This is a genomic window from Streptomyces sp. NPDC002004 (assembly GCF_053593975.1).
This window is the reverse complement of sequence record NZ_JBSFDP010000005.1, coordinates 243,651-268,775: the sequence shown is the minus strand read 5'-3', so window position 1 is coordinate 268,775 and position 25,125 is coordinate 243,651. Positions and strand designations below refer to the sequence as shown.

The window sequence follows — 25,125 nt, the reverse complement described above, 5'->3', positions numbered from 1 at the left end:
AACGATGCGACAGTCGTATGAAACCGTTTGCCAAAAGTGCGTAAGGTGCAGAGAACCCCCTGGGTGATGACTCCCGGGGGATCACCCCTCGGGGCCGCCGTCGGCGGGGCCCGGGGGACGGTGTGGCCCGGCAGCGACGACGCACAGGAGGGAGCCGGAGCGATGGACGACAAGGAAACCCTCCGGGTGGGCGTGGCCGTCCGGCGCAGGCGCCGGGCACTGGAGCTGACGCTCGCCGCCGTCTCCCGGCGCAGCGGTCTGTCGGTACCGTTCCTCAGCCAGGTCGAGAACGACCGGGCCCGACCCAGCACGCGCTCGCTGGAGAAGGTCGCCGACGCCCTCGGCACCACCGCCGTGGAACTGCTCGCCGCGGCCGACCCCGCACGCGAGGTCGACGTGGTCCGCGAGGTCGACGACGCCGGTATATCCCCCGAGGCCCGGGTACGCCCCCTGGTGCGCGGTCACCACCAGATGCACGCGATCGAGTTCACCGGTGACCACGACGCGAGCCGTGAAGTCCAGCACCGCAACGACGAGTTGATGTACGTGGCGGACGGCGTCGTCGAGGTGGAGGCGGAGGGCCGGGCGTACCGGCTCGGGCGCGGCGACACCCTTTATCTGACGGGCGGTGTCCGGCACCGCTGGCGCGCCGCGGTGCCGGACGCGCGGGTCCTCATCGTCGCCGTCGCCGAGCACATCGACGCCGTGGAGGACCGCAGGACGTGAGCGCCGACGAGGTGCCCGCCGGCCGGGGAGTCCCGCTCGGCGGGGCGGTGCCGGAAGCGGGGCGCGGGCCCGGGGCCCGGCCGAGGGTCGTGTCGCTGGTGCCGTCGCTGACCGAGGCTGTCGCGGTGAGCGTGCCGGGCACACTGGTCGCGGCGACGGACTGGTGCACCCACCCCCCAGGCCTCGACGCGGTCCGCATCGGGGGCACCAAGAACCCGAGGACCGACCGGATCGTCGCGCTCGCGCCCGACCTGGTGATCGCCAACGAGGAGGAGAACCGCGCCCCCGATCTGGCCGAGCTGCGGGCCGCGGGGATCGAGGTCCTGGTCACCGAGGTGCGTACGGTGCCCCAGGCCTTCACCGAGCTGGCGCGGGTCCTCACCGCCTGTGGGGCCGCGTCCCGGCCGCGATGGCTGGACGAGGCCGAGCAGGCATGGGCCGACCTGCCCGAGCCCGAGGTGCGACGGCGGGCGGTCGTGCCCGTGTGGCGACGGCCCTGGATGGTGCTGGGCCGGGACACCTTCGCCGGCGACCTGCTCGCCCGGCTCGGCGTCGACAACGTCTACGCCGTTCACGACGACCGCTATCCGCGCATCCCGCTGGACGAGCTGAACGCCGCGGGCGCCGACCTCGTGGTGCTCCCGGACGAGCCCTACCGTTTCACGCGGGATGACGGCCCCGAATGCTTCGACCTGCCGGCCGCGCTCGTCGACGGGCGCCATCTGACCTGGTACGGACCGTCGTTGGCGGCGGCACCGTCGGTGATCGGTGCGGCGGTGCGGGCGGCCGAGCGCGGCTGATCCGTTCCTTCCCGGAGGGGCGGGAAGCGGGCCGTCAGCTCCGGGCCGCGGAACCCGCGAGGGCCGGTCGCGCAGCGGAGGCCCGGGCGCCGGCCGGTCCGGTCGCGCGCGGAGGCGGCGCGAGCAGCCGACCGGTGACCAGGCCGCGGCAGGTGTGCGCCGCGGCCACCGCCCAGGCCGTCACCAGCAGGGCGTACAGGGCGAGCGCGAGTGCGTCGTAGACCGCGAGCCCGGTGCGCCGGCCCAGCGCCTCGGCTCCCGTGACACAGGTACCCACGGGGAAGGTGAACGCCCACCACGTCATCGCGAAGCCCATGCCCCGGCGCAGGGCCCGCACGACCAGGGCGGCCGCCAGCGCCAGCCACAGCAGGGCGAAGCCCGTCACCGGCACGCCGTACAGCACCACGAACACCGCGGCGCCCGAGGCCTCCCCGGGCGGCAGGGCTCCCTGCGCGGCGTCGGCGACCCGCCCGACCGCCGTCGTCGACTGCCCGAGCGGGCCCAGCACCAGGAACAGCGTCGGCGTGAGCGCCAGGGGCAGCGGCCCCTCCTCGACCAGCCGGGCGAAGACCGCCGGGAGGATCACCAGGGTCGCCAGCAGGCTCAGCCCGAACTGGGCGAGGCAGGCAAGCAGCAGCGTCTCGCGGGCCTGGCCGGCCGGCAGGTGCGGGACGAGCGCCGGCCCGGTCGCCGCCGACACCATCGGCGCCACCACCGGCAGCAGCCACACCGGACTCGCCTGGCCACGGCCGACACGGTGCCGCGCCACCAGCAGATAGGGGATCGCGACGGCCGCCACCAGGCCGATCGCCGTACCCGCCGTGTACAGCACGACGTCCGTCGCCACGGCCGCCCGCACACCGATCCAGTCCTGCCCCACGGTCACCGCACCGGCGCCCACCGCCAGCAGGGCCATCGCGAGGCAGCCGTAGAAGGGTGCGACCGCCGGATCGAGCAGATGGGCACGGGCCTGGTCGCGGTGGTGGGTCCAGTGCAGGGCCCGGGCGGCGAGCAGGACCGCCAGCGCGAGCAGCGCGAGGGCCCAGACCGCCGTGCAGGCCGTCCGCAGTCCGGGGACCTGCACGGGGAGACCGGCGCCCGCGGTGCCCACGATGGCCGTACCCATCACGGTGGCGTACCAGTTGGGGCCGAGATGCCGGACGGCTGCGGCTAGGGGGCGGTGGGCAGGGGCGGCCGCGGGGGCGCTACGGGGATGGGCGACGGTGACCATGCAGCCACCCTCGCGCGGGCGCGCCCGCCGGGGTAGGGACCGGATCGCTATGAGGGCATAACCTGGCTTTATGAGTGAGGGGTGTGATCATCGAGCCGGCCGCGCCGCCGTGCCGCTCGCGGCCGTGCCGCCGGGCGCGTCCCTGGCGCACCGGGTGCCGGATCTGGGAGCGCTGGAGCTGCTGCTCGCCGTGGCACGGCTGGGCAGCCTCGGGCGGGCGGCCCGCGAACTCGGCATCACACAGCCCGCCGCCAGCAGCCGCATCCGGTCCATGGAGCGGCTCCTCGGTGTGGCACTGGTCGACCGCTCGCCGCGCGGGTCCCGGCTCACGGAGGCGGGCGCACTGGTGACGGACTGGGCGCGCCGGGTCGTGGAGGCGGCCGAGGCGTTCGACGCGGGCGCGCAGGCGCTGCGCGCACGGCGGGACTCGCGGCTGCGCGTCGCCGCGAGCATGACCATCGCCGAGTACCTGCTGCCCCGCTGGCTGATCGCGCTGCGCGCGCAGCGGCCTGACACCGCCGTTTCCCTGCTGGCCGGGAACTCGGCCGCGGTCGCCGAGCGGGTGCTCGGGGGCGAGGCGGATCTGGGGTTCGTGGAGGGACTGTCCCTGCCGCCCGGCCTGGACTCGGCGGTCATCGCCCATGACCGCCTGGTCGTCGTCACCGCGCCGGGGCATCCGTGGGCGCGGCGCCGCGAGCCGCTCGGCGCGGCCGAACTGGCGGCGACCGCGCTGATCCTCCGGGAGGAGGGGTCGGGTACGCGCCAGGTGCTCGACGCGGCGCTGGGCGGCCTGTCGAGCCGCCCCCTGCTCGAGCTCTCCTCCACCACCGCCGTCAAGGCGGCCGCCGTCAGCGGCGCGGGTCCGTCGGTGCTGAGCGAACTGGCCGTGGGCGACGAGCTGTCCGCCCGGCTGCTCGTCGAAGTGCCGCTGGCGGGCGCCCGTCTCCACCGCGATCTACGGGCCGTCTGGCGCACGGGCCCCCGCCCCGCGGGCCCCGCCCGCGACCTTCTGGCACTCACCCGGGGGACGTGAGGGCTTCGGGTCGTCGCGGGCCGGGGCTCACCCACGGGACGGGAGGCGCGCCCCGGCGGTGTGCACCGGCCGGGCCGCGCGGCCCATGTGCTGTCCGGGCCCGGCGGGCGGTGGGTCAGTTCGCCAGGGCGCGGGCGCGATCGCACCCGCGGGGCGTTTGGCCGCGCCCATGACCTGGCGCGTGGCCTCGCCCCGGCGAAGGGCACCGGCCGGGCCACGCGGCCCTTGGGTCGTCCGGACCCGGGCGGTGCGCAGCTCGCCGGGGGCGATGCGCACCTGTGGGGGCCGTGGCGGCCGTGATGCGCACCTGCCGGGGCGTGAGCCGTATCGATGGCCCCGGCGCGTGGCCCCGCCCCGGCGAAAGGCGCAGGCCGGGCCCACCCGGCCCGTGCGCCGTGCCGGGCTGTGCCCGCCCGGCTCACGGCATTGGGCCGATCGGCCCTCCCGTCGGCCGGTGTCCCCGGCGCAGCCTGAGACATCACGGCGTTCTGGGAGGCTCCGATGAACGCAGAGCAGCGGACCAGGCTGGTCATCGACCACTACTTCGATGCCGTGCAGGACTCCGTCCACGCCCACCGCAGCGGTGGCCCGACGATCCTGCACCCCGCCCACGCACGCTGGCGCGAGCAGGGGCGTCTCGATCCGGTGACCGCCCTGGAGATCCGTATGTGGGTGACCAACCGTGCGCTGGCCGCCACGGCCGTGGCGGAGCGGACGGAGCACGAAGCGGCGATCGACCGCGTGGCCGTCAACGACTGGATCGACGCCTTCGTCCTCGCGCAGTGACCGTCGGGCACCCCGCGGTGACGTGAGCGTCGGTCATTCCCGCCCGGAACCGCGTCCCAGGCCCACGGGCCGCCCGGCGGCGGACTCCACCAGGGCCGTCATCACCCGCAGGTCCTCGCCCATCTCCGGATGCCACTGCACGCCCAGGACCCAGGGGGCGCCGGGCAGTTCGACCGCCTCGACCGTGCCGTCGGCGGCGTGCGCGGAGGCGACGAGCGGCGGGGCCAGGCGGGCGACCGACTGGTGGTGATAGGTCGGGACGGACGTCTCCTCGGGGACGACGGAGGCGTACCGGGTGCCCGGCACCGGGATCACCGGATGCGCACCGAAGACGCCCACGCCGTCGGTGTGGCCGTCGAGGTGCTGGGTCAGCGTGCCGCCCAGGGCGACGTTCAGCAGCTGCATGCCCCGGCAGATGCCGAGGAGCGGCGTGCCCGAGTCCAGGGCGGCCCTGATCAGGGCGAGTTCCCACGCGTCCCGCTCCTGGGCGGGAGGCCCGGTGCGCGGATCGCGCTCCGCGCCGTAGCGCGCCGGCTCCACGTCGGGTCCGCCGGCGATCACCAGCCCGTCGAGCCGGGCCACCGCCTCCGTCGCATGCGCGGGCTCGTCCGGCGGCAGCATGGCCGCGAGCCCGCCCGCGGCCTGCACCAGGCGCGGATATCCCGCGGGCAGCAGGGCCGCGGGCAGCTCCCACACCCCCCAGGCCGCCCGGGACTCCAGATACGTGCTGACGCCGATCAACGGCCTGCTCACCCTGTGCTCCTTCCCGGCCCGCGCGCTCACGCGCGGTCCAGCTCCGCCTCGGCCGCGGCCAGCGCGGCGAACTCCTCCTCGGGCGCCTTCGCCACCAGATGTCTGCGGCTGTACAGACCGAAGTACGCGATGGCGACCACGTACACCGCGAGCGCGATCAGCGCCGCCGTCACATCCACCAGGAACGTCGCCAGGAGCGCGGCGCACGCCAGCACCAGCGCCACCGACGAGGTCAGCACCCCGCCCGGGGTACGGTACGGCCGCTCGAGGCCCGGCTCGCGGCGGCGCAGCACGATGTGCGACAGGGACATCAGGGCGTACGAGATCGTCGCGCCGAACACCGCCACGTTCAGCATCCGTGCGCCGTCCCCGGTCGCCGCGGCCAGCGTGAAGCCGATCGCGCCCGGCACCAGGAGCCCCAGGTACGGCGCCTTGCGGCGGCTCGTGAGGGACAGGAAGCGCGGTAGGTACCCCGCCCGCGACAGGGCGAAGAGCTGCCGGGAGCCGGCGTAGATGAGGGAGAAGAAGGAGGCGACCAGGCCCGCCAGGCCCGCGTAGTTGACGACGCGGCCGAGGGCCGTCGCCCGGCCGTCCGGCTGCAGGGCCTCGACCAGCGGGTTGCCCGCGTCCTGGATCGCGGCCGAGCCGCGCGCCCCCGCCGCGGCCACGAACGTCACCACGGCCAGCACCGCGAGGATGCCCATCGACCACCGGATCGCCCGGGGCAGTGTGTGCGCCGGGTCCTTCGTCTCCTCGGCCGCGAGCGGAACCCCCTCGACCCCGAGGAAGAACCACATCCCGAACGGGAAGGCCGCCCAGATGCCGAGCAGTCCCATCGGCAGCCACGCGCTCGCTCCGAAGGCGGAGCGGTCCACCGCGATGTCGTTCAGCCTGCCCGCGTCGAAGTGGGCGAGCGCGCCGACGGCGAAGACGAGCAGGGCCGCCACCGCCACCCCGGTCACGACGAAGCTGAACCGCAGCGCCTCACCGACGCCCCAGAGATGGATGCCGATGAACACCACGAAGCACGCCAGGTACACCGGCCAGCCCGACGTCAGGCCGAACAGGCCCAGCGACTCGACGTAGTCGCCGATGAACAGGGAGATCGCGGCCGGCGCGAGGACGTACTCGATCAGGATCGCGGTGCCCGTGAGGAATCCGCCCCACGGGCCGAGCGCGCGTCGCGCGAACCCGTAGCCGCCGCCCGCGGTCGGCAGCACCGACGACAGCTCGGCCAGCGAGAACACCATGCACGCGTACATGACGCCCATGAGGGCCATCGCGATCGCGAGACCGCCGAATCCGCCCTGTGCGAGGCCGAAGTTCCAGCCGGAGTAGTCCCCGGAGACGACATAGGCGACGCCGAGGCCGGTGAGCAGGAGCCAGCCGGCGCTGCCCCGGCGGAGGGTTCTGCGTTCGAGATAGTCGTCAGCGGCGTCGTCCGACGGACCGGCGGAGGGTTCTCGGGCGGTTTCCAGGGTCATGGCACAGCTCTCCCCAGGGGGCGGCGGACGCGGCTCAATGGAACAGATCCATACCTTTGCGTTGGGTGCGCCGGGAAATCAAGACCCCGAGGTTACGTCGCGGTAAACCGCTCCGCCGCAATCGGTCCCGCCGGGGCGCCGGCGGGCCGCGCCCCGCGCGGCCGGCCGCTCATGTCAGGAAGCCCCTGAGCAGGGCCGCCGTACCCCCGCAGTGCTCGCGCATCATCTCCCGTGCGCCGTCCGCGTCCCCGTCGAGCACCGCCTCGACCAGGGCGGTGTGCTGGCGCTGCGAATGCTCCAGGTTCCGCACCAGCAGCGGGATGCAGTCGAGCAGGTCGTTCACGGTCGCCCGCACCGCCGCGTACTGCGCCGTCAGGGTCGGCGAGCCGGACAGCTCGGCGAGCGTCAGGTGCAGCAGTGTGTCCAGCCGCCGGTAGTCCGCCAGCGGCGCGTCGTGCGTCTGCGCGAGGGCGTCCCGGAGCCGGCCCGCCTGCTCGTCGGTGAGGCCGTGCGCGGCGCACAGCCCCGCCGCGCCCACCTCCAGCACCTCGCGGAAGCGCAGCACGTCCTCGATGTCCACCTCGGCGACCCGGCGGCGCAGCTCCTCCTCGCCGGACCCGCCGGTCCTGGGCAGTACGAACGTTCCGCCGTAGCGGCCGCGCCGGGACTCCACGAGGCCCTGGTCCTGGAGGACCTTCAGCACCTCGCGCAGCGTCACCCGGCTGATGCCGAGCCGGTCCGCCAGCTCCCGCTCCGACGGCAGCCGCTCGCCACCGGGCACCAGGCCGAGCCGTACGACCTGGAGGATCTGCTCCAGGGCCTCCTCGAACCCGTTCCCCGCCCGCACCGGCCGCAGCACCGGACCGAGCCGGTCCCCGGCGTCCGGGGACGACGTCTGCGACGACATCCGGCCGCACCCCCTTCCCAAGCAATGGTTCTCCGCAATACCTTATGGCCACCCGGCTGACCGAAGAAGCCCGAAGGAGCCTTCCCGTGGCAGACCGCACACCCCCGCTCGCCGTCGAGGAACTGCACGCCCTCGTCGCGAGCGGCGAGATCGACACTGTCGTCCTGGCCTTCCCCGATATGCAAGGGCGGCTGCAGGGCAAGCGGTTCGCCGCACGCTTCTTCCTCGACGAAGTCCTCGAACACGGCACGGAGGGCTGCAACTACCTTCTCGCCGTCGACGCCGAGATGAACACCGTCGACGGCTACGAGATGTCCTCCTGGGACCGCGGGTACGGCGACTTCGCCATGCACCCCGACCTCAGCACACTGCGGCGCGTGCCGTGGAACGAGGGCACGGCCATGCTCATCGCCGACCTCGCCTGGAACGACGGCTCGCCCGTGGCCGCCGCCCCCCGCCAGATCCTGCGCCGCCAGCTGGACCGGCTCGCCGAACTCGGCTACAGCGCGCGGGTCGGCACCGAACTCGAGTTCATCGTCTTCAAGGACTCCTACGAGAAGGCCTGGGACGCGGGCTACCGCGACCTCACCCCGGCCAACCAGTACAACATCGACTACTCGGTCCTCGGCACCGGCCGCATCGAACCCCTGCTGCGCCGGATCCGCAACGAGATGGGCGCCGCGGGCCTGACCGTCGAGTCCGCCAAGGGCGAGTGCAACCTCGGCCAGCACGAGATCGCCTTCCGCTACGACGAGGCCCTGGTCACCTGCGACCAGCACGCCATCTACAAGACCGGCGCCAAGGAGATCGCCGCGCAGGAGGGTGTCTCGCTCACCTTCATGGCCAAGTACAACGAGCGCGAGGGCAACTCCTGCCACATCCACCTCAGCCTCGCCGACGCCGACGGACGCAATGTCATGGCGGGTGAGGGCCCCGGAGGCATGTCCGAGGTCATGCGCCACTTCCTCGCCGGACAGCTCGCCGCGCTGCGCGACTTCTCGCTGCTCTACGCCCCCAACATCAACTCGTACAAGCGGTTCCAGCCCGGCTCCTTCGCGCCGACCGCCGTCGCCTGGGGCTGGGACAACCGCACCTGCGCCCTGCGGGTCGTCGGTCACGGCCGCTCCATGCGGTTCGAGAACCGCCTCCCGGGCGGCGACGTCAACCCGCACCTCGCGGTCGCCGGGCTGGTCGCGGCGGGTCTCTACGGCATCGAGAACAAGCTGGAGCTGCCCGAGGCGTGCGCGGGCAACGCCTACACCTCCGAGTACGAGCACGTCCCCACCACGCTGCGCGAGGCCGCCGAGCTGTGGGAGACCAGCGCCATCGCCAAGGCGGCCTTCGGCGACGAGGTCGTCGCGCACTACCGCAACATGGCGCGCGTCGAACTCGAGGCCTTCGACGCCGCGGTCACCGACTGGGAACTGCGCCGCTCCTTCGAACGCATGTGAGCCCGCGTCCGTCGTCCGCACCCGCACGGCGTACGACGGCGCGGCCGCCCGGTACGAGGAGCCCCAGGAGGAGGGCCCCGGCACGCGGGGGCCCGGTACGAGGACCCCGCCACGGGACCCCGAGCACGAGGACAAGGACACGCACGTGCACGAGCACCAGGTACTGAACCCGGCGACCGAGGACGTCATCGCGACCGTCCCGGCCGCCACCCTCGAGGACGTCGACGCGGCCGTCGCCCGGGCGGCCGCCGCCCAGGCCCGCTGGGCCGCCCTCGCCCCCGCCGACCGGGCCCGGCTGCTGCGCCGGTTCGCCGTGGTGGTCGACGAGCACATCGAGGAACTCGCCCGGCTGGAGGTCCGCGAGGCCGGACACGTCATCGGCAACGCCCGCTGGGAGGCCGGCAACGTCCGCGATCTGCTCGACTACGCGGCCGGGGGAGTGGAGCGGCTGTCCGGCCGGCAGATCCCCGTCCCCGGCGGCCTCGACATCACGATCCTCGAACCACTCGGCGTCATCGGCGTCATCGCGCCCTGGAACTTCCCGATGCCGATCGCCGCCTGGGGCACCGCCCCGGCCCTCGCGGCCGGCAACGCAGTCGTCCTCAAGCCCGCCGAGACGACCCCTCTGACGGCCCTGCGGCTCGCCGAACTCGCCCTGGAGGCAGGCCTTCCCGAACACCTCTTCCAGGTGCTGCCCGGCGCCGGACCCGTCGCGGGGAACGCCCTCGTCGAGCACCCCGGCGTCGCCAAGATCGTGTTCACCGGGTCCACCCGGGTCGGCAAGCAGATCATGGCCCGCTGCGCGGACCGCGTGAAGCGGCTGACGCTCGAACTCGGCGGCAAGAGCCCCAACATCGTCTTCGCCGACGCCGACATCGAGGCCGCCGCCGCTGCCACGCCCATGTCGTTCCTCGACAACTCGGGCCAGGACTGCTGCGCCCGCACCCGCATCCTCGTACAGCGCTCCGTGTACGACCGCTTCCTCGACCTGCTCGTGCCCGCCGTCGGGTCCGTCGTCGTGGGGGACCCGTCCGACGAGCGCACCCAGATGGGTCCGCTGATCTCCCGGGTCCAGCTGGAGCGCGTACGGTCCTACGTCACCGACGACCTGAAGACGATCACCGGCACCGCGCCCGACGGCCCCGGCTTCTGGTTCCCGCCGACGGTCGTCACCGACGTCGATCCCGCCGCCCCCGTCGCCGCCGAAGAGGTCTTCGGACCGGTCGCCGTCGTCCTGCCCTTCGAGGACGAGGCCGACGCGGTGCGGCTCGCCAACGCGACCGACTACGGCCTGTCCGGGTCGATCTGGACCCGGGACGTGGGCCGGGCGCTGCGCGTCTCCGGCGCCGTCGCCGCCGGGAACCTCTCCGTCAACTCCCACTCCAGCGTGCGCTACTGGACCCCCTTCGGGGGCTACCGGCAGTCGGGTCTCGGCCGCGAGCTCGGACCGGACGCGCTCACCGCCTTCACCGAAACCAAGAACGTCTTCATCAGTACGGAGGCCTGACCACTCATGACCGACACCACCACCGTCTGCCGCCGTCTCGTCGGCCGCACCGCCGTCGTCACCGGCGCCGGCAGCGGCATCGGCCTCGCCGCCGCGCGCCGCCTCGCCGCCGAGGGCGCGAACGTCGTCTGCGGCGACATCGACGAGACCGCGGGCAAGGCCGCGGCCGAGGAGGTCGGCGGGACCTTCGTCCAGGTCGACGTCACCGACGCCGAGCAGGTCGAGGCGCTCTTCAGGACCGCGTACGACACCTACGGCTCCGTCGACGTCGCCTTCAACAACGCGGGCATCTCGCCGCCCGACGACGACTCGATCCTGGAGACGGGCCTCGAGGCCTGGAAGCGCGTCCAGGAGGTCAATCTGACCTCGGTGTACCTGTGCTGCAAGGCCGCCATCCCCTACATGCAGCGTCAGGGCAAGGGCTCCATCATCAACACCGCGTCCTTCGTGGCGCGGATGGGCGCGGCGACGTCCCAGATCTCGTACACGGCCTCCAAGGGCGGTGTGCTCGCCATGTCGCGCGAACTCGGCGTCCAGTTCGCCCGCGAGGGGATCCGCGTCAACGCGCTCTGCCCGGGACCGGTCAACACCCCGCTCCTCCAGGAGCTGTTCGCCAAGGACCCGGAGCGGGCCGCGCGCCGCCTCGTGCACATCCCCGTCGGGCGCTTCGCCGAGGCCGAGGAGATCGCCGCCGCGGTCGCGTTCCTGGCCAGCGACGACTCGTCGTTCGTCAACGCCACCGACTTCCTCGTCGACGGCGGCATCTCGGGGGCGTACGTCACGCCCCTGTAGCCAGGAACGCCGTACCCGGATCCTGACACGGCCGACGAAGGCCTCATCACCGGGGGAGGATTCGGGTACGGTCCCTCAACCATGCGTAACGGACACGTCTTCGCGCTGACCCTGGCCGCGGCCGCCGCCCTGGTGGCCGGGCCCGTCCATCCCGCGGCCGCCGCCACGGCCGCCCCCGCCCCGACGGCCGCCGGACGGCACTCCTGCCCGCAGCTGTCGACGAAGCACGCCTGGTACGGCGACAACCGCGCCCGGCTCCAGCAGGTCATCGACGAGCGGGGCAGATGCGCCCGCCCCGCCGCCGGCCCGGGGCCCGGGAGCCGCCCCGGTGCACTCGGACCCTCCCCCACGCTCTCGACTTCGCTCGAGCAGGGGGACCCCCACGAGCAGGGGGGACCCCCGTGGGCGGGCGGCCATCCCGTCGCCGCCTTCGACTGGGACAACACCGTCACCAAGAACGACGTCACCGACGCCACCCTCGCCTGGGCCCTCCAGCACGACAAGATCCTCCGGCCGAAGAGCTGGAAGGACACCAGCAGGTGGCTCACCGATGCCGCGGACACCGCGCTCACCTCGGCCTGCGGCACCTCCGTGCCCGTCGGCGCACCGCTGCCCACCTCCGCCGACACCCGCTGCACCGACGAGATCTGGGAGATGCGCGAGAACGGCCGCACCATGAGCGGTGCCGCCGGGTTCGCCGGCGGCTGGAACCACCGGCGCACGGTGCCCCAGTACGCCTGGGTCCCCCAGCTGTTCGCCGGCCGCACGGTCGCCGAACTCTCCTCGTACGCCGCGCGGGCCCGCACCCGGGCGCTCGCCGCGCCCATCGGCAGCACCCTGACGGTCGGCACCCACACCATTCCCGCCTACGTGCGCTACTACGACCAGCAGCGCGACCTCATCCGCACGCTCCGGAAGGCCGGCTTCGACGTGTATATCGTCTCGGCCGGATCCGAACCGGTCACCGAGGTGTGGTCGGGCGGGGTCGGCATCGACCGGAAGCACACCATCGCCATCCGGTCCGTCCTCGACCGACACGGACGCATCACCACCCGCAACCAGGGCTGCGGCGACGTGCCGGAGAGCCGGGGCGAGGCGATCCCGTACATCGACGGCAAGCGCTGCTGGATCAACCAGGAGATCTACGGGGTGCGGGGCGCCGCGGCCTGGCGGAAGCAGCCCTGGACGCGGCGCATCGCGCTCGGCGCCGGGGACGCCGACACCGACGTGACGTTCGTCGGCGACGCCACCGGGGCGCACCTCGTCCTCAACCGCAACAAGCCCGAGGTCATGTGCCGGGCCTACGACGACGCCGACGGCCGCTGGCTGGTCAACCCGATGTTCGTCGCACCGATGCCGCGCAGGCCCGACCCCTATCCGTGTGCGACGAGCGCGTACAACGCGCCCGACGGGAGCAGGGGGCCCGTCCTGCGCGAGGACGGCTCCGTCGTGCCCGACCGGGCGGACACCGTGTACTGACACGGGCCGCACCGCCGTACCCGCCGCGCCGCCCGCGCCGTCCGCGCCGTCCGCACGGCGAGCGGGAAGCCGGTGGACGACGCCCCCGGTGCACCGCCTAGAGTGCCGGGCCATGAGCATGTCGCCCCCGCCCGGCTGGTACCCGGATCCGTCCACCCCCGCCACCGAACGCTGGTGGGACGGCAGCGCGTGGACCGAGCACCGGCGTACGCCCGAGGGCGCCCAGGGCCCGGTGGCGCAGCAGGGGTTCGGCCCCGGCCCGGCGTCCGCCCAGGGCGGTGGCTTCGGCCAGGGCGGTGGCTTCGGTCCGGGTGGCGGTTTCGGCCAGGGTGACGGCTTCGGTCCGGGCGGTGGCTTCGGACCCGCCGGGTCCGGGGCCGGCGGGGGGTCAGGGCGCGCCAAGGCCGTGGCACTCACGGTCGCGGGCGTCGTCCTCGTCGCGTCCATCGTGACCGGCGTCGTCTTCCTCGGCAGCGACGACGGCACGTCACCGGCCAGGACCACCACGTCGTCGCCGTCCACGCCGGCTGACACGCACAGCGCCACGCCCTCCGAAACGACGTCCGCCACCGCCGACCCGCACATCGCGGTCGACGAGCTCAACGGCATCACCTTCCCGGTGCTGCCCGGCTGGGAGGTCTCCAAGGACGGCCTCGGCGACGGCACCGTCCTGGAGACCCCCGACACCTACGACTGCCCCGGCCAGGGCGGCGACGGAGGCGTCTGCCGGCACGGCCGGGTCATCTCGGCCACCGTGACGTCGAGCAACAGCACGTCCGCCAAGGTCCTCGCCACCAAGGACATCTCCGCCGCGGCGGACAAGGCCTTCGGTACGGACTCCATCGGCGCGGAGCCCTTCGACGGGATCACCTCGCACGAGCAGGTCAAGGCGGGCGGCGTCGCGGTCGGGGGCCGCGCCGGCTACCTCGTCCGCTGGCGCGTCAGGACCGGTGCGGGGCCCGGCGGTTACGTCGAGTCGCTCGCGTTCCCGTCGAGCGTCGGGTCCGAGTCGATGGTCATGGTGCGCTTCGCCTTCGACGCCGGCTCCGCAGGACCCCCGCTGTCCGACATGGACAGGATCGCCGAGGGGATCCGCCCGGTGGGCGACGCGGGGAAGTACGGCGGCGTGGGCAGCAGCCTCAGCCCGTCGAGCTAGCCCGCGCGTACGGACGCATGGTCTGCGGAACGGACGGACGCACGGTCTACAGGAACGTACGGCCCTCCCCGCGGTACGTCGCGACGCTCGCCGTCACCGTCTCGCCCTCGACGAGGTGCAGCACGTCGAACCGTTCGCACAGCTCGCCCGCCTTGGCATGCCGGAACCACACCTTGTCACCGATCAGCAGGTCGTCCGCGGGCGGGCCGAGCAGCGGCGTCTGCACCTCGCCGGCGCCCTCCTGAGGGTCGTACCGCAGTCCCTCGGGGAGATACGGCACGGGCAGCCGGTCGGGGCCCGCGGCGCCCGAGGCGGGGTAGCCGCCGCCCAGCACCGTGACGACGCCGACGCCGGGCCGCCGTACGACGGGCTGCGCGAACAGGGCGGCCGGACGGCCCGAGAACGACGTGTAGTTGTCGAACAGCCGTGGCACGTACAGCCCCGACCCGGCGGCTATCTCCGTCACCGCTTCCTCGGCGGCCGTGTGCTGCACGCTGCCGGTGCCGCCGCCGTTGACGAACTCCAGGTCCGGCGCGACCGAGCGCACCGCCCGGACCGCCTCCGCCCGGCGCACCGCGAGCTCCCTGCGCGCCGCGGACTGCATCAGCCGGATCGCCCGGGACCGCACGGGCCGCCCAGGCACGGCGTCGCCCACGCCCGCGATGTGCCCCTCGTAGGCCATGACCCCGACCAGCCGGAAGCCCGGAGTGCGGGCCACGCTGCGGGCCAGGTCGGCGAGCCGGGCGGGGGAGTGCAGCGGCGAGCGCCGAGCCCCGACCCGCACGCGCCCCCCGAACAGCTTCAGCGCCGTGTCCAACTCCAGGCAGACACGGACCTCTTCGCGGCCGCCCTCCCGTGCGGCGTCGATGAGCCGCAGCTGTGCGGGGTCGTCGACCATCACGGTCACGGCGGCGGCGAGCTTCGGGTCGGCGGTCAGCTCGGCGAACCCCTTGCGGTCGGCCGACGGATAGGCGAGCAGGACGTCGTCGAAGCCGGACCGGGCCAGCCAGATCGACTCGGCGAGCGTGAACGACATGATCCCCGCGAAGCCGTCGCGCGCCAGGACGCGTTCCAGCAGCGCACGGCAGCGCACGGACTTGCTGGCGATCCGGACCGGCTTCCCTCCGGCCCGGCGGACCACGTCGTCCGCGTTGGCGTCGAAGGCCTCCAGATCCACGATCGCGACGGGGGCGTCGAGATGAGCGGTGGCCCGGTCGTAGCGGGCCCGGTCGGCGGCTCGGGCAGTCATGGCCGCAGCCTGCCAGACCCGATTACCGCAGGGTAGGGGGATGATCCGGGCAGATCGCCGGGCCGATGGGAGTGCCCCCTGCCCGAGCAGAGCCGAGAGCTCGGGGGAGGGTTGCCGAGCGACCTGCATCAGCCCGTAGAGTGACGCGCACGCGAGGCTCTGACGGCCCCGCGTGCCACGGTGTGACGCGCGCGTATCCAGCGCATTCGGGGCTACGAGGAAATCGGGGGGCCGTATGACCGCACACTCCCGCCACCCCTCACTCCCGCCCCGTCACCCCGCACGGGCGGCGCAGACGGCTCCGGCGCGTGAGGAGTTTGTGAAGGACCAGGCTCCCGCGTCCGCGGACCGGGCGGGCGAACTCCCCCCGCTCCCCGAGGCGAACGCGTCCCGCCGCGAGCCCTCCGGGGCCGTGCCCCGGCCCTCGTCCTTCCCGGCCCCGTCCCGACCCGCGGGCGTCCCGAGCCAGCCCCGCCACTCCTCCTTCCCGGCCCCGACCCACCCCGTCTCGCCGCCGCCCCCGGCCGCATCGGCCCGCTTCCCCGACGGACCGCCGACGCAGGCCGGATCCGCGCGGATCGGCACCGCCGGGCAGGGCGGACCGGGCGCACCCGCGGGGCGCACCGACGGGCCCGATGCCTCCGCGCGCCGGACCGTACCCCGCACGCCCGCCCCGTCGGCCGGTTCCACCGGTCCCACGGACGCCGGCTCCGTGCGCCCGGTCGCGCGCGCGAACTCCCGTGGCAGCCACGACCGCGCCCCGCTCGGCAAGGGCCGGGCGGCCGGACCGGCGGGCGCCGGTGGCACCGGCCCGCGCCCCGACGCCACGCCCCCGGGCGCGCCCGACGGCGCGCACCGCCCCGACGTCCCGACGCGCCCGGCCCGGCCGCCGCACGCGGGGCCGCCGTCGGCTCCGCCGAGGCCGGCGACCCCGCCCGACACGGCTACGCCGCCGAGGCCGTCGACGCCGCCGGAGCGGGCCCAGGGAGGACCGCCCCCGACACGGCCGATGCCGGCGGTGCCCGCCCGGCCCGTGCCCGCCGTGCCCCCGGTGCCGTCCGCCCGGCCGCAGCCGGCCGCGCAGCCCGGCGCGGCCACGCCCCCCGAGCCGGCCACGCCACCCTCCGCACCGGCCGTGCCGCCCATGCCTCCCGGTGGCCCCACCGCCGGGTGGACGGCAGGTGCCGTGGACCTGTCGCCCCGGCCCGGCGCCGGACGGCCGTTCGTCGCGTTCGCGCGGCCCGAGATGTTCGACGACAGCACCACCAGGCTGCGGCCGGTCGGCGTGCGCCCGCGGGCGGCGGCGGCGGCCGCCTGCGTGGTGCTGGGGCTCGGACTGATCGGCGGCGCGGTGACCGGCAGTTGGCTGACCGGGGACAGTTCCGCGGCCGCGGGACCCCAGGGCTCCTTCGCGACCGCCGCGGCCCTCTGGCACAACATTCCCGTCGACCGCCTCTTCCCGCCCGTCGTGCACGGCGACGGTGCCGGTCCCGGCGGAGCCGACCGGACCTGGACACGGATCGCCGTCGCCCCTGACACCGGCTGCGCGCACGCCTTCGACCCGCTGCTGCGCAAGGCGCTCGCCCCCGTCGGCTGTCTGCGCCTGCTCCGTGCCACCTACACCGACGCGACCCGGAGCCATGTCACCACCGTCGGCCTGCTGTTCACCAAGGCCGACGGCGACGCCATGACGGCGCTGCGCAAGCAGTTCTCCGCGGAACGCCTGGACCGGCGCACCGATCTGATGCCCCGGCCCTACGCCGCCAAGGGCACACTCGCCGCCGGATTCGGGGACGCCCAGCGCGCGTCCTGGACGGTGTCCGTGCTCACCGACGCCCCCGTCGTCGTCTACGCCGTCTCCGGCTGGGCCGACGGACGCACCGTCACGGAACCGCAGCCCGCCGCCGATGCCATGGCGGCCGGCGCCACCACGGCCCCCGCCCAGGCAGGCCTCGGCAATGAGGCGCAGGGCCTCGCCGACCGCATCGAGCGGGGCCTGCGCAGAACCGTCGACGCCGCCACGGAGCAGCCCCGATGACGTCCACCCGGTCCCCGCGACGCCGTGCCGCACGCGCCGTCGCGGCAGCCCTGGGAGCCGCCGCGCTCGCCCTCGTACCGCCCACCGCGGCGCACGCCGACGGGATACGCGCCCAGGAGTGGGCCCTGCAGGCCCTGCACGCCCAGCAGGCCTGGAAGACCACCAAGGGCAAGGGCATCACGGTCGCTGTCCTCGACACCGGTGTCGACGACCGGCACCCCGACCTCCAGGGCAACGTCCTGCCGGGGAAGGACCTCGTCGGCTTCGGCGCTCGCCGCGGCGACCGTCCCTGGGCGCGGCACGGAACGGCCATGGCGGGCATCATCGCCGGGCACGGTCACGGCCCCGGCCACGACGACGGGGTCATCGGCATCGCCCCCGAGGCGAGGATCCTGCCGGTCCGGGTGATCCTCGAGGACGGCGACCCGGCCCGCAAACGAGCCCGCGAGAGCAGGGGCGGAGCGCTCGCCGACGGCATCCGCTGGGCCGCCGACCACGGTGCGGACGTCATCAACCTCTCCCTCGGCGACGACTCCGCATCCGCACACCCGGAGCCCCTGGAGGACGCGGCTGTCCAGTACGCCCTCAAGAAGGGCGCCGTCGTCGTCGCCTCCGCCGGCAACGGCGGCGAGAAGGGCGACCACATCTCCTACCCCGCCGCCTATCCCGGCGTCATCGCCGCCACCGCCGTCGACCGCTTCGGCACCCGCGCGTCCTTCTCCACCCGCCGCTGGTACGCCACCGTCAGCGCACCCGGGGACGACGTCGTGCTCGTCGACCCCGACCACCGCTACTACCAGGGATGGGGCACCAGCGCCGCGTCCGCCTACGTCTCCGGTGCCGTCGCGCTGATCCGCGCCGCCCACCCCGGACTCGACCCCGCCCAGATCAAACGGCTCCTGGAGAAGACCGCCCGCAACGCCCCCGACGGCGGCCGGGACGACTCACGCGGCTTCGGCTTCATCGACCCCGCCGCCGCCATCCGGGAGGGCGGCACGCTGAAGCCGGACGAGCTGCGCCCCGCCTCGTACGGCAGGAAGTACTTCGGCCCGGGCCCGGACACGCCCGCGGACACCCCGAGCACCGCATGGGCCGGACCCCTGGCCGGAGGCGCCGGCGCGGTCCTGCTCGCCGCGGCGGTCGTCCTGTGGCGGGGCCGCCACCGGCGACGCCTCGGCTGACCGCCCGGCCACGGCCGCACTGCCGCGGACCCCGTCGGAGCCGGGAGCCACGGACGCGCCGTCACCGTGTGAAGGCACCCGCGGCCACCTGCGCCGCCGCCTCCACCGTAGCGATCCCCTCGGCCAGGGAGGCGTTGCCGGCGGACAGGACGGCGAGGAGGAGGCGGTGGCCGTCCACCGTCACCCGGCCGACGCTGTTGACGACCCAGAGGCCGGTGGTGCTGCGCCGCAGCCAGCCGTTCTTCAGGGCCCGACCGGACCCGCCGGCTGCCGACACGCCCCAGTCCTGCCCGGTCGCGACACGCCCCATCAGCTGTCGGACACAGGTCCGCGAGGTCTCGCTCAGCACCGGGTCGGACCCGAACACGGCCCGCAGCAGGGCCACCTGGTCCTTCGCCGTGGTCTGGGTCAGGCCCCACAGCCCGTTCCCGCCGCCCCGTGTCCGGGTCAGGCCTAGCCGGGCGTTCGCCGAGTCGAGCCCGTCGGCGCCGCCGATCGCGTGCCACAGCGCGGTCGCGGACGCGTTGTCGCTGGTCTCGATCATCGCCGATGCGTGGGCCCGCTCCTGCGCCGTGAGCCGCCGCCCCGCGTCCTGGGCCTGGAGCAGCAGCGCCGCCAGGATGTCGACCTTGACGATGCTCGCGGTGTCGTGGGTCCCGTCGCCGCCGCCGTACGCCGCCGCGCCGCTCCCCGGCGCGTCCAGGTCGACGATCGCCACGGACAGCCGCACGGGCGCCTCCGGCAGGATGTCCGCCAGGGCGTCGGCGAGCAGATCGTCGGCGTCCACGGGGTCTCTCGCCTCCTCGCTCCGGGCCGGTTCCGGCGGCGGGGCCGGCCCGGTGTCGTCGGTGCGGCCGGGCGGGCGTGGGCCCGGCACCGCTGAGCAGCCTACGAGGACCGAGGGACCGGGGACACCGCGATCCGGACCCGCCTCCGGCGCTGGGTAAGGTCGTGGACCGTGGCGAACAAGAACATTCCCGACCCCGGCTTCTCCGACGACGACGGCTCGGCCGATCCCCGGCTGAGCGCGGCGCTCACCGCCTGGGCCGAGGACCGCAGCGCCGAGCCCCGTGTCCTCGAGGCCCTCAAGGACGCCCGGCTCCTCGTCCCCGTCGTCGCCGTGCTCGGTGAGGTCGAGGAGGACGAGAACGGGCTGCGCAGGGAGAAGACCAGCGACATGGCCGTGCCGACGCTGAAGGCCGGCCACCGCACCGCCCTGCCCGCCTTCACCTCGACCGACGCGCTCGCCCTGTGGGACCCGCAGGCCCGCCCCGTCGCCGTACCGCTGCACCAGGCCCTCCAGGCCGCCGCCCACGAGAAGGCCGACACGATCGTCCTGGACCTCGCGGGCCCGGTGCCCTACGAGCTCACCGGCCCCGCCCTGCTGGCCCTCGCCGAAGGCCGCACGAGCAGCGACCCGCTCGCCGACCCGGCCGTCACCGCGGCCGTGCGCGCCGCCGTGGCCGCCGAACCCGCGGTCGTGCGTGCCCACCTCGGCCCCGGCACCGCCGACGGCACCCTCGCCCTCGTGCTCGCCCCCGGCACCGAGCCCGCCGAGGCCGCCCGGCGGGTCGCCGAGGCGCTTGCGGCGGACGAAACGCTGAGGGCCCGCCTGGTGCGCGGCCTCGACCTGGCGCTGCTGCCGGCCGGGGCGACGCCACCGGGCGAGCCCTTGTACGTACGGGACTGACCTCCGTGCGCGGTCAGCCGAAGACCGGGCCCGTGTACTTCTCACCCGGGCCCTGGCCCGGCTCGTCCTTCACCACCGACGCCTCGCGGAACGCCAGCTGCAGGGACTTCAGACCGTCCCGCAGGGGGGCCGCGTGGAAGGAACTGATCTCGGTCGCGCTCGCGTCGATCAGACCCGCCAGGGCCTGGATCAGCTTGCGCGCCTCGTCCAGGTCCTTGTGCTGGTCGCCGTCCTCGGCGAGGCCCAGGTTGACCGCGGCCGCGCTCATCAGATGCACCGCAACGGTCGTGATCACCTCGACCGCGGGGACGTCGGCGATGTCGCGGGTCATGCTGTCGAAGTCGGGGGAATCGGCGGAGGGATCCGCGGGGGTACCGGCGGGGGACGGGCCGGCGGGGGTGGTGTCACTCATGCCGGACACGATATGCGTCCGCGCCGCCGGTTAGCCCCACCCCCCGGGAGCTGCTAACCTTGGGTGACGACCGGCCGGATACGTATGTGCCCGGCCCACAAGTGGAGGCTCCGAACTCCCACCTGGCCGCCCAATGGGGTGGCGGGTCACCGGTCAGGCGTCCCGCCCCGAGCGGGTTCGCCCGATATGCGCCCCGCGGCCACGCGTGGTGCTCCCGGTATTTTGCGAGGAGCCCCGCCTGTGATCGTCCCGGGGCGTTTTTTGTGCACCGGCGCGGTTAGGTCTCAATACAGACAGTGCGCGACCGCCACCCAGGCGTCGCGTGGTGCTACCGAGGAGGATCCATCAGCGCCGAGCCCCGCATCAACGACCGGATTCGCGTTCCCGAGGTGCGACTTGTCGGTCCCAGCGGCGAGCAGGTCGGGATTGTTCCGCTTGCCAAGGCCCTGGAGCTTGCGCAGGAGTACGACCTCGACCTGGTCGAGGTGGCGGCGAACGCCCGTCCGCCGGTCTGCAAGCTCATGGACTACGGGAAGTTCAAGTACGAGTCGGCCATGAAGGCCCGTGAGGCGCGCAAGAACCAGGCGCACACGGTCATCAAGGAGATGAAGCTCCGGCCGAAGATCGACCCGCACGACTATGACACCAAGAAGGGTCACGTCGTCCGGTTCCTCAAGCAGGGCGACAAGGTCAAGATCACGATCATGTTCCGTGGTCGCGAGCAGTCCCGGCCCGAGCTGGGCTACCGGCTGCTCCAGCGGCTCGCGGAGGACGTCCAGGACCTCGGGTTCGTGGAGTCGAACCCGAAGCAGGACGGGCGCAACATGATCATGGTTCTCGGTCCGCACAAGAAGAAGACCGAGGCGATGGCCGAGGCCCGCCAGGCGCAGGAGGCCCGCAAGGCCGAAGCGAAGGCCAACCCCGGCCGTTCGCAGAACGCCGCCGAGGCCGAGGACGCCGAGGCCCCTGTTGAGGCCCCCGCCGAGGCTTCCGCCGAGGCGTGATCCCGGGGGACGCGAGTCCCCAGGACGTAACCGATACAAGAGCGACGCTCCAACATGCCCGGTTGCAAGGCCGGGCATCGGAGCGCCACCGACGAGGAGAGAACGGCGCTATGCCGAAGAACAAGACGCACAGCGGTGCCAGCAAGCGCTTCAAGATCACCGGCTCCGGCAAGGTGCTCCGCGAGCGCGCCGGCAAGCGCCACCTGCTCGAGCACAAGTCGTCCCGTGTGACGCGTCGCCTCACCGGCAACGCCGAGATGGCCCCGGGCGACGCCGCGAAGATCAAGAAGCTTCTCGGCAAGTGACGTCGCGGCCCCCGGTGACGGGGGCGACGCGACGCAGGACCGGGACCCAATCGAATTCCGGGCCGTGTGTGGACCCCCACGGCCCCGCTACAAGGAGTTAATCAAGTGGCACGCGTCAAGCGGGCAGTCAACGCCCACAAGAAGCGCCGGGCGATCCTCGAGCAGGCCAGCGGTTACCGCGGTCAGCGTTCGCGCCTGTACCGCAAGGCGAAGGAGCAGGTCACCCACTCCCTCGTCTACAACTACAACGACCGCAAGAAGCGCAAGGGCGACTTCCGTCAGCTGTGGATCCAGCGCATCAACGCCGCTGCCCGCGCCAACGGCATCACCTACAACCGCTTCATCCAGGGCCTGAAGGCCGCGGGTGTCGAGGTCGACCGCAAGATCCTCGCCGAGCTCGCCGTGAACGACGGCACCGCGTTCGCCGCGCTGGTCGAGGTCGCGCAGAAGGCGCTGCCGAGCGACGTCAACGCTCCCAAGGCTGCCGCCTGAGCCTGACGGCTCGCCAGCCCCGGATCGGCTGAACCCGGACCCGCAGGCCACCGTGCCTGCGGGTCCGCGTGCGTCCCGGCCCGCGTACCTCGGGAATGTCGGACGGCCCGGGCCCGCGTACCCGGGAACGATCCGACGGCCCGGGCCCGTGTACCCCGGTCCTGTCCGGCACCCCACCCGTAGACGAAAGTGAGTCCATGGCCGCCCTCCCCGAGCTGATCTCCCCGCGCTCCGCTCGTGTGTCCGCAGCGCGGCGGCTCGCCAAGCGGAACTTCCGGAGCAAGGAGCGCCTGTTCCTCGCCGAGGGGCCGCAGGCCGTGCGGGAGGCCGCGGGCCACCGGGCCGGCGACGGGGCCACGCTCGTGGAGCTGTTCGCGACCGTCGAGGCCGCCGAGCGGTACGCCGACATCGTCGGCGCGGCACGGACCGCCGGCGCGCGGGTGCACCTCGCGGCCGAGGACGTCATCGCCGACATCTCGACCACGGTCACCCCGCAGGGGCTCGTCGGTGTGTGCCGCTTCCTCGACACGCCCTTCGACGACATCCTCGCGGCCCGGCCGAAGCTCGTGGCCGTGCTCGCCAACGTCCGGGACCCGGGCAACGCCGGAACCGTGCTGCGCTGCGCCGACGCCGCGGGCGCGGAGGCCGTGGTGCTCACCGACGCCTCCGTCGACCTGTACAACCCCAAGGCCGTACGGGCCTCCGTCGGGTCGCACTTCCACCTGCCCGTCGCCGTGGGCGTACCCGTCGAGCGGGCCGTCGAAGGACTCAAGGCGGCGGGGGTGCGGATCCTCGCGGCCGACGGCGCCGGCCGCCACGACCTCGACACCGAACTCGACCGGGGCACCATGGGCGGCCCCACCGCCTGGGTGTTCGGGAACGAGGCATGGGGGCTGCCGGAGGAGACTCGGGCGCTCGCCGACGCCGTCGTGCGGGTGCCGATCCACGGCAGCGCCGAGAGCCTGAACCTCGCGACCGCCGCCGCCGTATGTCTCTACGCCTCCGCCCGGGCCCAGCGTGCATCCGGAGGCTGCCGCGCCGTCCGGTAGCGGTACGCACCGGGGCCGAAAGGTTTCTCTCCGTCACCGGCGACTGGTCGTCCGTCACCGACGACTAGTAGGGTGACGGGCTCGGGGAGCCCACTGCACCGGTTCGAGAGGTGGGGTACGGGGATATGTCTGTCGGCACCAGCGGAACACGGGACGCCATGACGGACGGCGCGCGTCCTCCCGCCGGGACGGCCGAGCCGGGGGCCGCCGAGCCCTCCGGGGACCGGCCGTGCGACGCCGGAACCGAGGCCGGCCGGCCCGGGACCGTCGCGCCCGGCGGCGCCGAACCCGCCGTCGACCCGGACGACCTGCCCGACGGCCTGGTCGTGGCCGACGAAACCGGCCACGTCATCTGCTTCAACCGCGCCGCCTCCCGTATCACCGCCCTCACCCCGGCCGAGGCCATCGGCAGGCCGCTGGAGCGCGCGCTGCCCCTGGAGGACCTCGAAGGCCGCCGCTGGTGGCAGCTCACCGATCCGTACGGCGGACTCGCCACCCGGGGCGGCCAGCCCGAGCGGAACCTGCTGCTGCCAGGCGGCCATGAGGTGCTGGTGTCCGCGCGGTACGTCCGCGCCCGGCCCACCGGGCCCGTCCGCCGGGTCGTGGTGTCGCTCCGTGACACCGAGGCACGCCGCCGCACCGAGCGCAGCCACGCCGAGCTGATCGCCACCGTCGCCCACGAACTGCGTTCGCCCCTCACGTCCGTCAAGGGCTTCACGGCTACCCTGCTCGCCAAGTGGGAGCGGTTCACGGACGACCAGAAGCGGCTGATGCTGGAGACCGTCGACGCCGACGCCGACCGGGTCACCCGGCTCATCGCCGAGCTCCTGGACATCTCCCGGATCGACTCGGGGCGGCTGGAGGTGCGGCGCCAGCCCGTCGACATCGGGGCCGCCGTCGGCCGCCACGTCCAGGCCCACGTCGCCGCCGGACAGGCCGCCGACCGCTTCCTGGTGCAGGTGCAGCAGCCGCTCCCCGACCTCTGGGCCGACCCCGACAAGATCGACCAGGTGCTCAGCAACCTGCTGGAAAATGCGGTGCGGCACGGCGCGGGAACCGTCACCATCGAGGTGGCGCCCACGCGCCTCAAGAACCAGGCGGAAGGAACGGCAGTCACCGTGAGCGACGAAGGCCCCGGCATCCCCGAGGAGTCGATGGGCCGTGTCTTCACCCGCTTCTGGCGGGGCAGCAAGCGCGGTGGCACCGGCCTGGGCCTGTACATCGTGAAGGGCATCGTCGAGGCCCACGGCGGCTCGATCACCGTCGGGCGCGGGCACTCGGGCGGCGCCGAGTTCCGATTTACGTTGCCCGTGGCGGCCCCGGCGTATCTCCAGTAGCGCCTGCGTCGGTCACGGGCTCCCCGGACCTCCTCCGCGCCGCGGACCACGGGCCGATCCCCGTCCGAGCACCCGCCCCGCGGACCACGGGCTCCGTCGCACCTGTCCGCCCTGCGGACCACGGGCCCGTTCGACCCGTCGTACCCCGTTAGACTCGACCTTTGGCACCTTTGCGGCCTCGTACGAGGTTCCAGGGACGCCCTCGCCCACGAGCCGGGACGGGGAACCCCCGACGGGGACCCTCAGCCAGCCAATCGGAAGCA

General features: G+C 74.0%; 24 protein-coding genes. 17 read left to right on the top strand and 7 right to left on the bottom strand.

Translation table 11 applies throughout. The features are described 5' to 3' along the window. Positions 1-162 precede the first annotated feature (162 nt). Both ACWCP6_RS11545 and ACWCP6_RS11540 read left to right on the top strand, forming a co-directional pair. Entirely contained in the window at positions 163-726 is a 564-nt protein-coding gene (locus ACWCP6_RS11545; RefSeq protein ID WP_450932172.1) for a helix-turn-helix domain-containing protein, read from the top strand. Positions 727-773: 47 nt separating this feature from the next. Next, positions 774-1,526, top strand: a complete 753-nt coding sequence (locus ACWCP6_RS11540) for a helical backbone metal receptor (protein ID WP_450932291.1) — start codon at positions 774-776, stop codon at positions 1,524-1,526. Positions 1,527-1,560: 34 nt separating this feature from the next. Here ACWCP6_RS11540 and ACWCP6_RS11535 read toward each other — a convergent pair whose 3' ends face one another. Then, positions 1,561-2,757 (bottom strand): TDT family transporter, encoded by a 1,197-nt coding sequence (locus ACWCP6_RS11535; RefSeq protein ID WP_450932171.1) that lies wholly within the window; start codon positions 2,755-2,757, stop codon positions 1,561-1,563. 70 nt (positions 2,758-2,827) lie between these two features. Between ACWCP6_RS11535 and ACWCP6_RS11530 the strand changes: the two genes are divergently transcribed. Both ACWCP6_RS11530 and ACWCP6_RS11525 read left to right on the top strand, forming a co-directional pair. Continuing rightward, positions 2,828-3,790 (top strand): LysR family transcriptional regulator, encoded by a 963-nt coding sequence (locus ACWCP6_RS11530; protein WP_450932170.1) that lies wholly within the window; start codon positions 2,828-2,830, stop codon positions 3,788-3,790. A 501-nt stretch (positions 3,791-4,291) separates the two neighbouring features. Then, entirely contained in the window at positions 4,292-4,576 is a 285-nt protein-coding gene (locus tag ACWCP6_RS11525; RefSeq protein ID WP_450932169.1) for a hypothetical protein, read from the top strand. A 33-nt stretch (positions 4,577-4,609) separates the two neighbouring features. On the opposite strand, the gene ACWCP6_RS11520 is transcribed toward ACWCP6_RS11525, so the two are convergent. From ACWCP6_RS11520 to ACWCP6_RS11510, 3 genes are all read right to left on the bottom strand, one after another. Next, positions 4,610-5,329, bottom strand: coding sequence for a gamma-glutamyl-gamma-aminobutyrate hydrolase family protein (locus ACWCP6_RS11520; protein ID WP_450932168.1), 720 nt, complete (start codon positions 5,327-5,329; stop codon positions 4,610-4,612). Between the two features lie 26 nt (positions 5,330-5,355). Continuing rightward, positions 5,356-6,813 (bottom strand): ethanolamine permease, encoded by a 1,458-nt coding sequence (gene eat / locus ACWCP6_RS11515; RefSeq protein ID WP_450932167.1) that lies wholly within the window; start codon positions 6,811-6,813, stop codon positions 5,356-5,358. Positions 6,814-6,982: 169 nt separating this feature from the next. Further along, entirely contained in the window at positions 6,983-7,720 is a 738-nt protein-coding gene (locus tag ACWCP6_RS11510; protein WP_450932166.1) for a FadR/GntR family transcriptional regulator, read from the bottom strand. Between the two features lie 86 nt (positions 7,721-7,806). Here ACWCP6_RS11510 and ACWCP6_RS11505 point away from each other — a divergent pair, with 86 nt between their 5' ends. The 5 genes from ACWCP6_RS11505 (at position 7,807) to ACWCP6_RS11485 (ending at position 14,105) form a co-directional block, all read left to right on the top strand. After that, on the top strand, positions 7,807-9,171 hold the full coding sequence (locus ACWCP6_RS11505) for a glutamine synthetase family protein (RefSeq protein ID WP_450932165.1): 1,365 nt from the start codon (positions 7,807-7,809) through the stop codon (positions 9,169-9,171). Positions 9,172-9,316: 145 nt separating this feature from the next. Then, complete coding sequence (locus ACWCP6_RS11500) at positions 9,317-10,678, top strand: aldehyde dehydrogenase family protein (RefSeq protein ID WP_450932164.1); 1,362 nt, start codon at positions 9,317-9,319, stop codon at positions 10,676-10,678. 6 nt (positions 10,679-10,684) lie between these two features. Continuing rightward, positions 10,685-11,470: a 3-oxoacyl-ACP reductase gene (locus tag ACWCP6_RS11495; protein WP_450932163.1), complete on the top strand. Its 786-nt coding sequence runs from the start codon at positions 10,685-10,687 to the stop codon at positions 11,468-11,470. Between the two features lie 81 nt (positions 11,471-11,551). Beyond that, entirely contained in the window at positions 11,552-12,949 is a 1,398-nt protein-coding gene (locus ACWCP6_RS11490) for a haloacid dehalogenase-like hydrolase (protein WP_450932162.1), read from the top strand. Between the two features lie 112 nt (positions 12,950-13,061). After that, entirely contained in the window at positions 13,062-14,105 is a 1,044-nt protein-coding gene (locus ACWCP6_RS11485) for a DUF2510 domain-containing protein (protein ID WP_450932161.1), read from the top strand. Positions 14,106-14,151: 46 nt separating this feature from the next. On the opposite strand, the gene ACWCP6_RS11480 is transcribed toward ACWCP6_RS11485, so the two are convergent. Further along, positions 14,152-15,354 carry an amino acid deaminase/aldolase gene (locus ACWCP6_RS11480; protein ID WP_450932160.1) on the bottom strand — a complete coding sequence of 401 codons (1,203 nt, stop codon included), beginning with the start codon at positions 15,352-15,354 and terminating at the stop codon, positions 14,152-14,154. Positions 15,355-16,540: 1,186 nt separating this feature from the next. Here ACWCP6_RS11480 and ACWCP6_RS11475 point away from each other — a divergent pair. Beyond that, positions 16,541-17,392 (top strand): hypothetical protein, encoded by an 852-nt coding sequence (locus ACWCP6_RS11475; protein ID WP_450932159.1) that lies wholly within the window; start codon positions 16,541-16,543, stop codon positions 17,390-17,392. After that, on the top strand, positions 17,389-18,573 hold the full coding sequence (mycP, locus tag ACWCP6_RS11470) for a type VII secretion-associated serine protease mycosin (protein WP_450932158.1): 1,185 nt from the start codon (positions 17,389-17,391) through the stop codon (positions 18,571-18,573). The genes ACWCP6_RS11475 and mycP overlap by 4 nt, the downstream gene beginning before the upstream one ends. Positions 18,574-18,634: 61 nt before the next feature. Here mycP and ACWCP6_RS11465 read toward each other — a convergent pair whose 3' ends face one another. Beyond that, on the bottom strand, positions 18,635-19,360 hold the full coding sequence (locus tag ACWCP6_RS11465) for a serine hydrolase (protein WP_450932157.1): 726 nt from the start codon (positions 19,358-19,360) through the stop codon (positions 18,635-18,637). Between the two features lie 171 nt (positions 19,361-19,531). Between ACWCP6_RS11465 and ACWCP6_RS11460 the strand changes: the two genes are divergently transcribed. Then, the gene (locus ACWCP6_RS11460) at positions 19,532-20,263 is read left to right on the top strand and encodes an SseB family protein (protein ID WP_450932156.1); all 732 of its coding nucleotides are present in this window, start codon (positions 19,532-19,534) and stop codon (positions 20,261-20,263) included. A gap of 13 nt (positions 20,264-20,276) precedes the next feature. Here ACWCP6_RS11460 and ACWCP6_RS11455 read toward each other — a convergent pair whose 3' ends face one another. Further along, a complete protein-coding gene (locus tag ACWCP6_RS11455) occupies positions 20,277-20,675 on the bottom strand; it encodes a DUF1844 domain-containing protein (RefSeq protein ID WP_450932155.1) in 399 nt (132 codons plus the stop codon). Positions 20,676-21,019: 344 nt separating this feature from the next. Here ACWCP6_RS11455 and infC point away from each other — a divergent pair, with 344 nt between their 5' ends. From infC to ACWCP6_RS11430, 5 genes are all read left to right on the top strand, one after another. Continuing rightward, entirely contained in the window at positions 21,020-21,679 is a 660-nt protein-coding gene (gene infC / locus ACWCP6_RS11450; RefSeq protein WP_450932290.1) for a translation initiation factor IF-3, read from the top strand. Between the two features lie 110 nt (positions 21,680-21,789). Then, entirely contained in the window at positions 21,790-21,984 is a 195-nt protein-coding gene (gene rpmI, locus ACWCP6_RS11445; RefSeq protein ID WP_006607578.1) for a 50S ribosomal protein L35, read from the top strand. Positions 21,985-22,089: 105 nt separating this feature from the next. Continuing rightward, complete coding sequence (gene rplT, locus ACWCP6_RS11440; protein WP_450932154.1) at positions 22,090-22,476, top strand: 50S ribosomal protein L20; 387 nt, start codon at positions 22,090-22,092, stop codon at positions 22,474-22,476. 197 nt (positions 22,477-22,673) lie between these two features. Beyond that, positions 22,674-23,525, top strand: coding sequence for a TrmH family RNA methyltransferase (locus tag ACWCP6_RS11435; protein ID WP_450932153.1), 852 nt, complete (start codon positions 22,674-22,676; stop codon positions 23,523-23,525). Positions 23,526-23,650: 125 nt separating this feature from the next. Further along, positions 23,651-24,862, top strand: a complete 1,212-nt coding sequence (locus ACWCP6_RS11430) for an ATP-binding protein (RefSeq protein ID WP_450932152.1) — start codon at positions 23,651-23,653, stop codon at positions 24,860-24,862. Positions 24,863-25,125 lie beyond the last annotated feature (263 nt).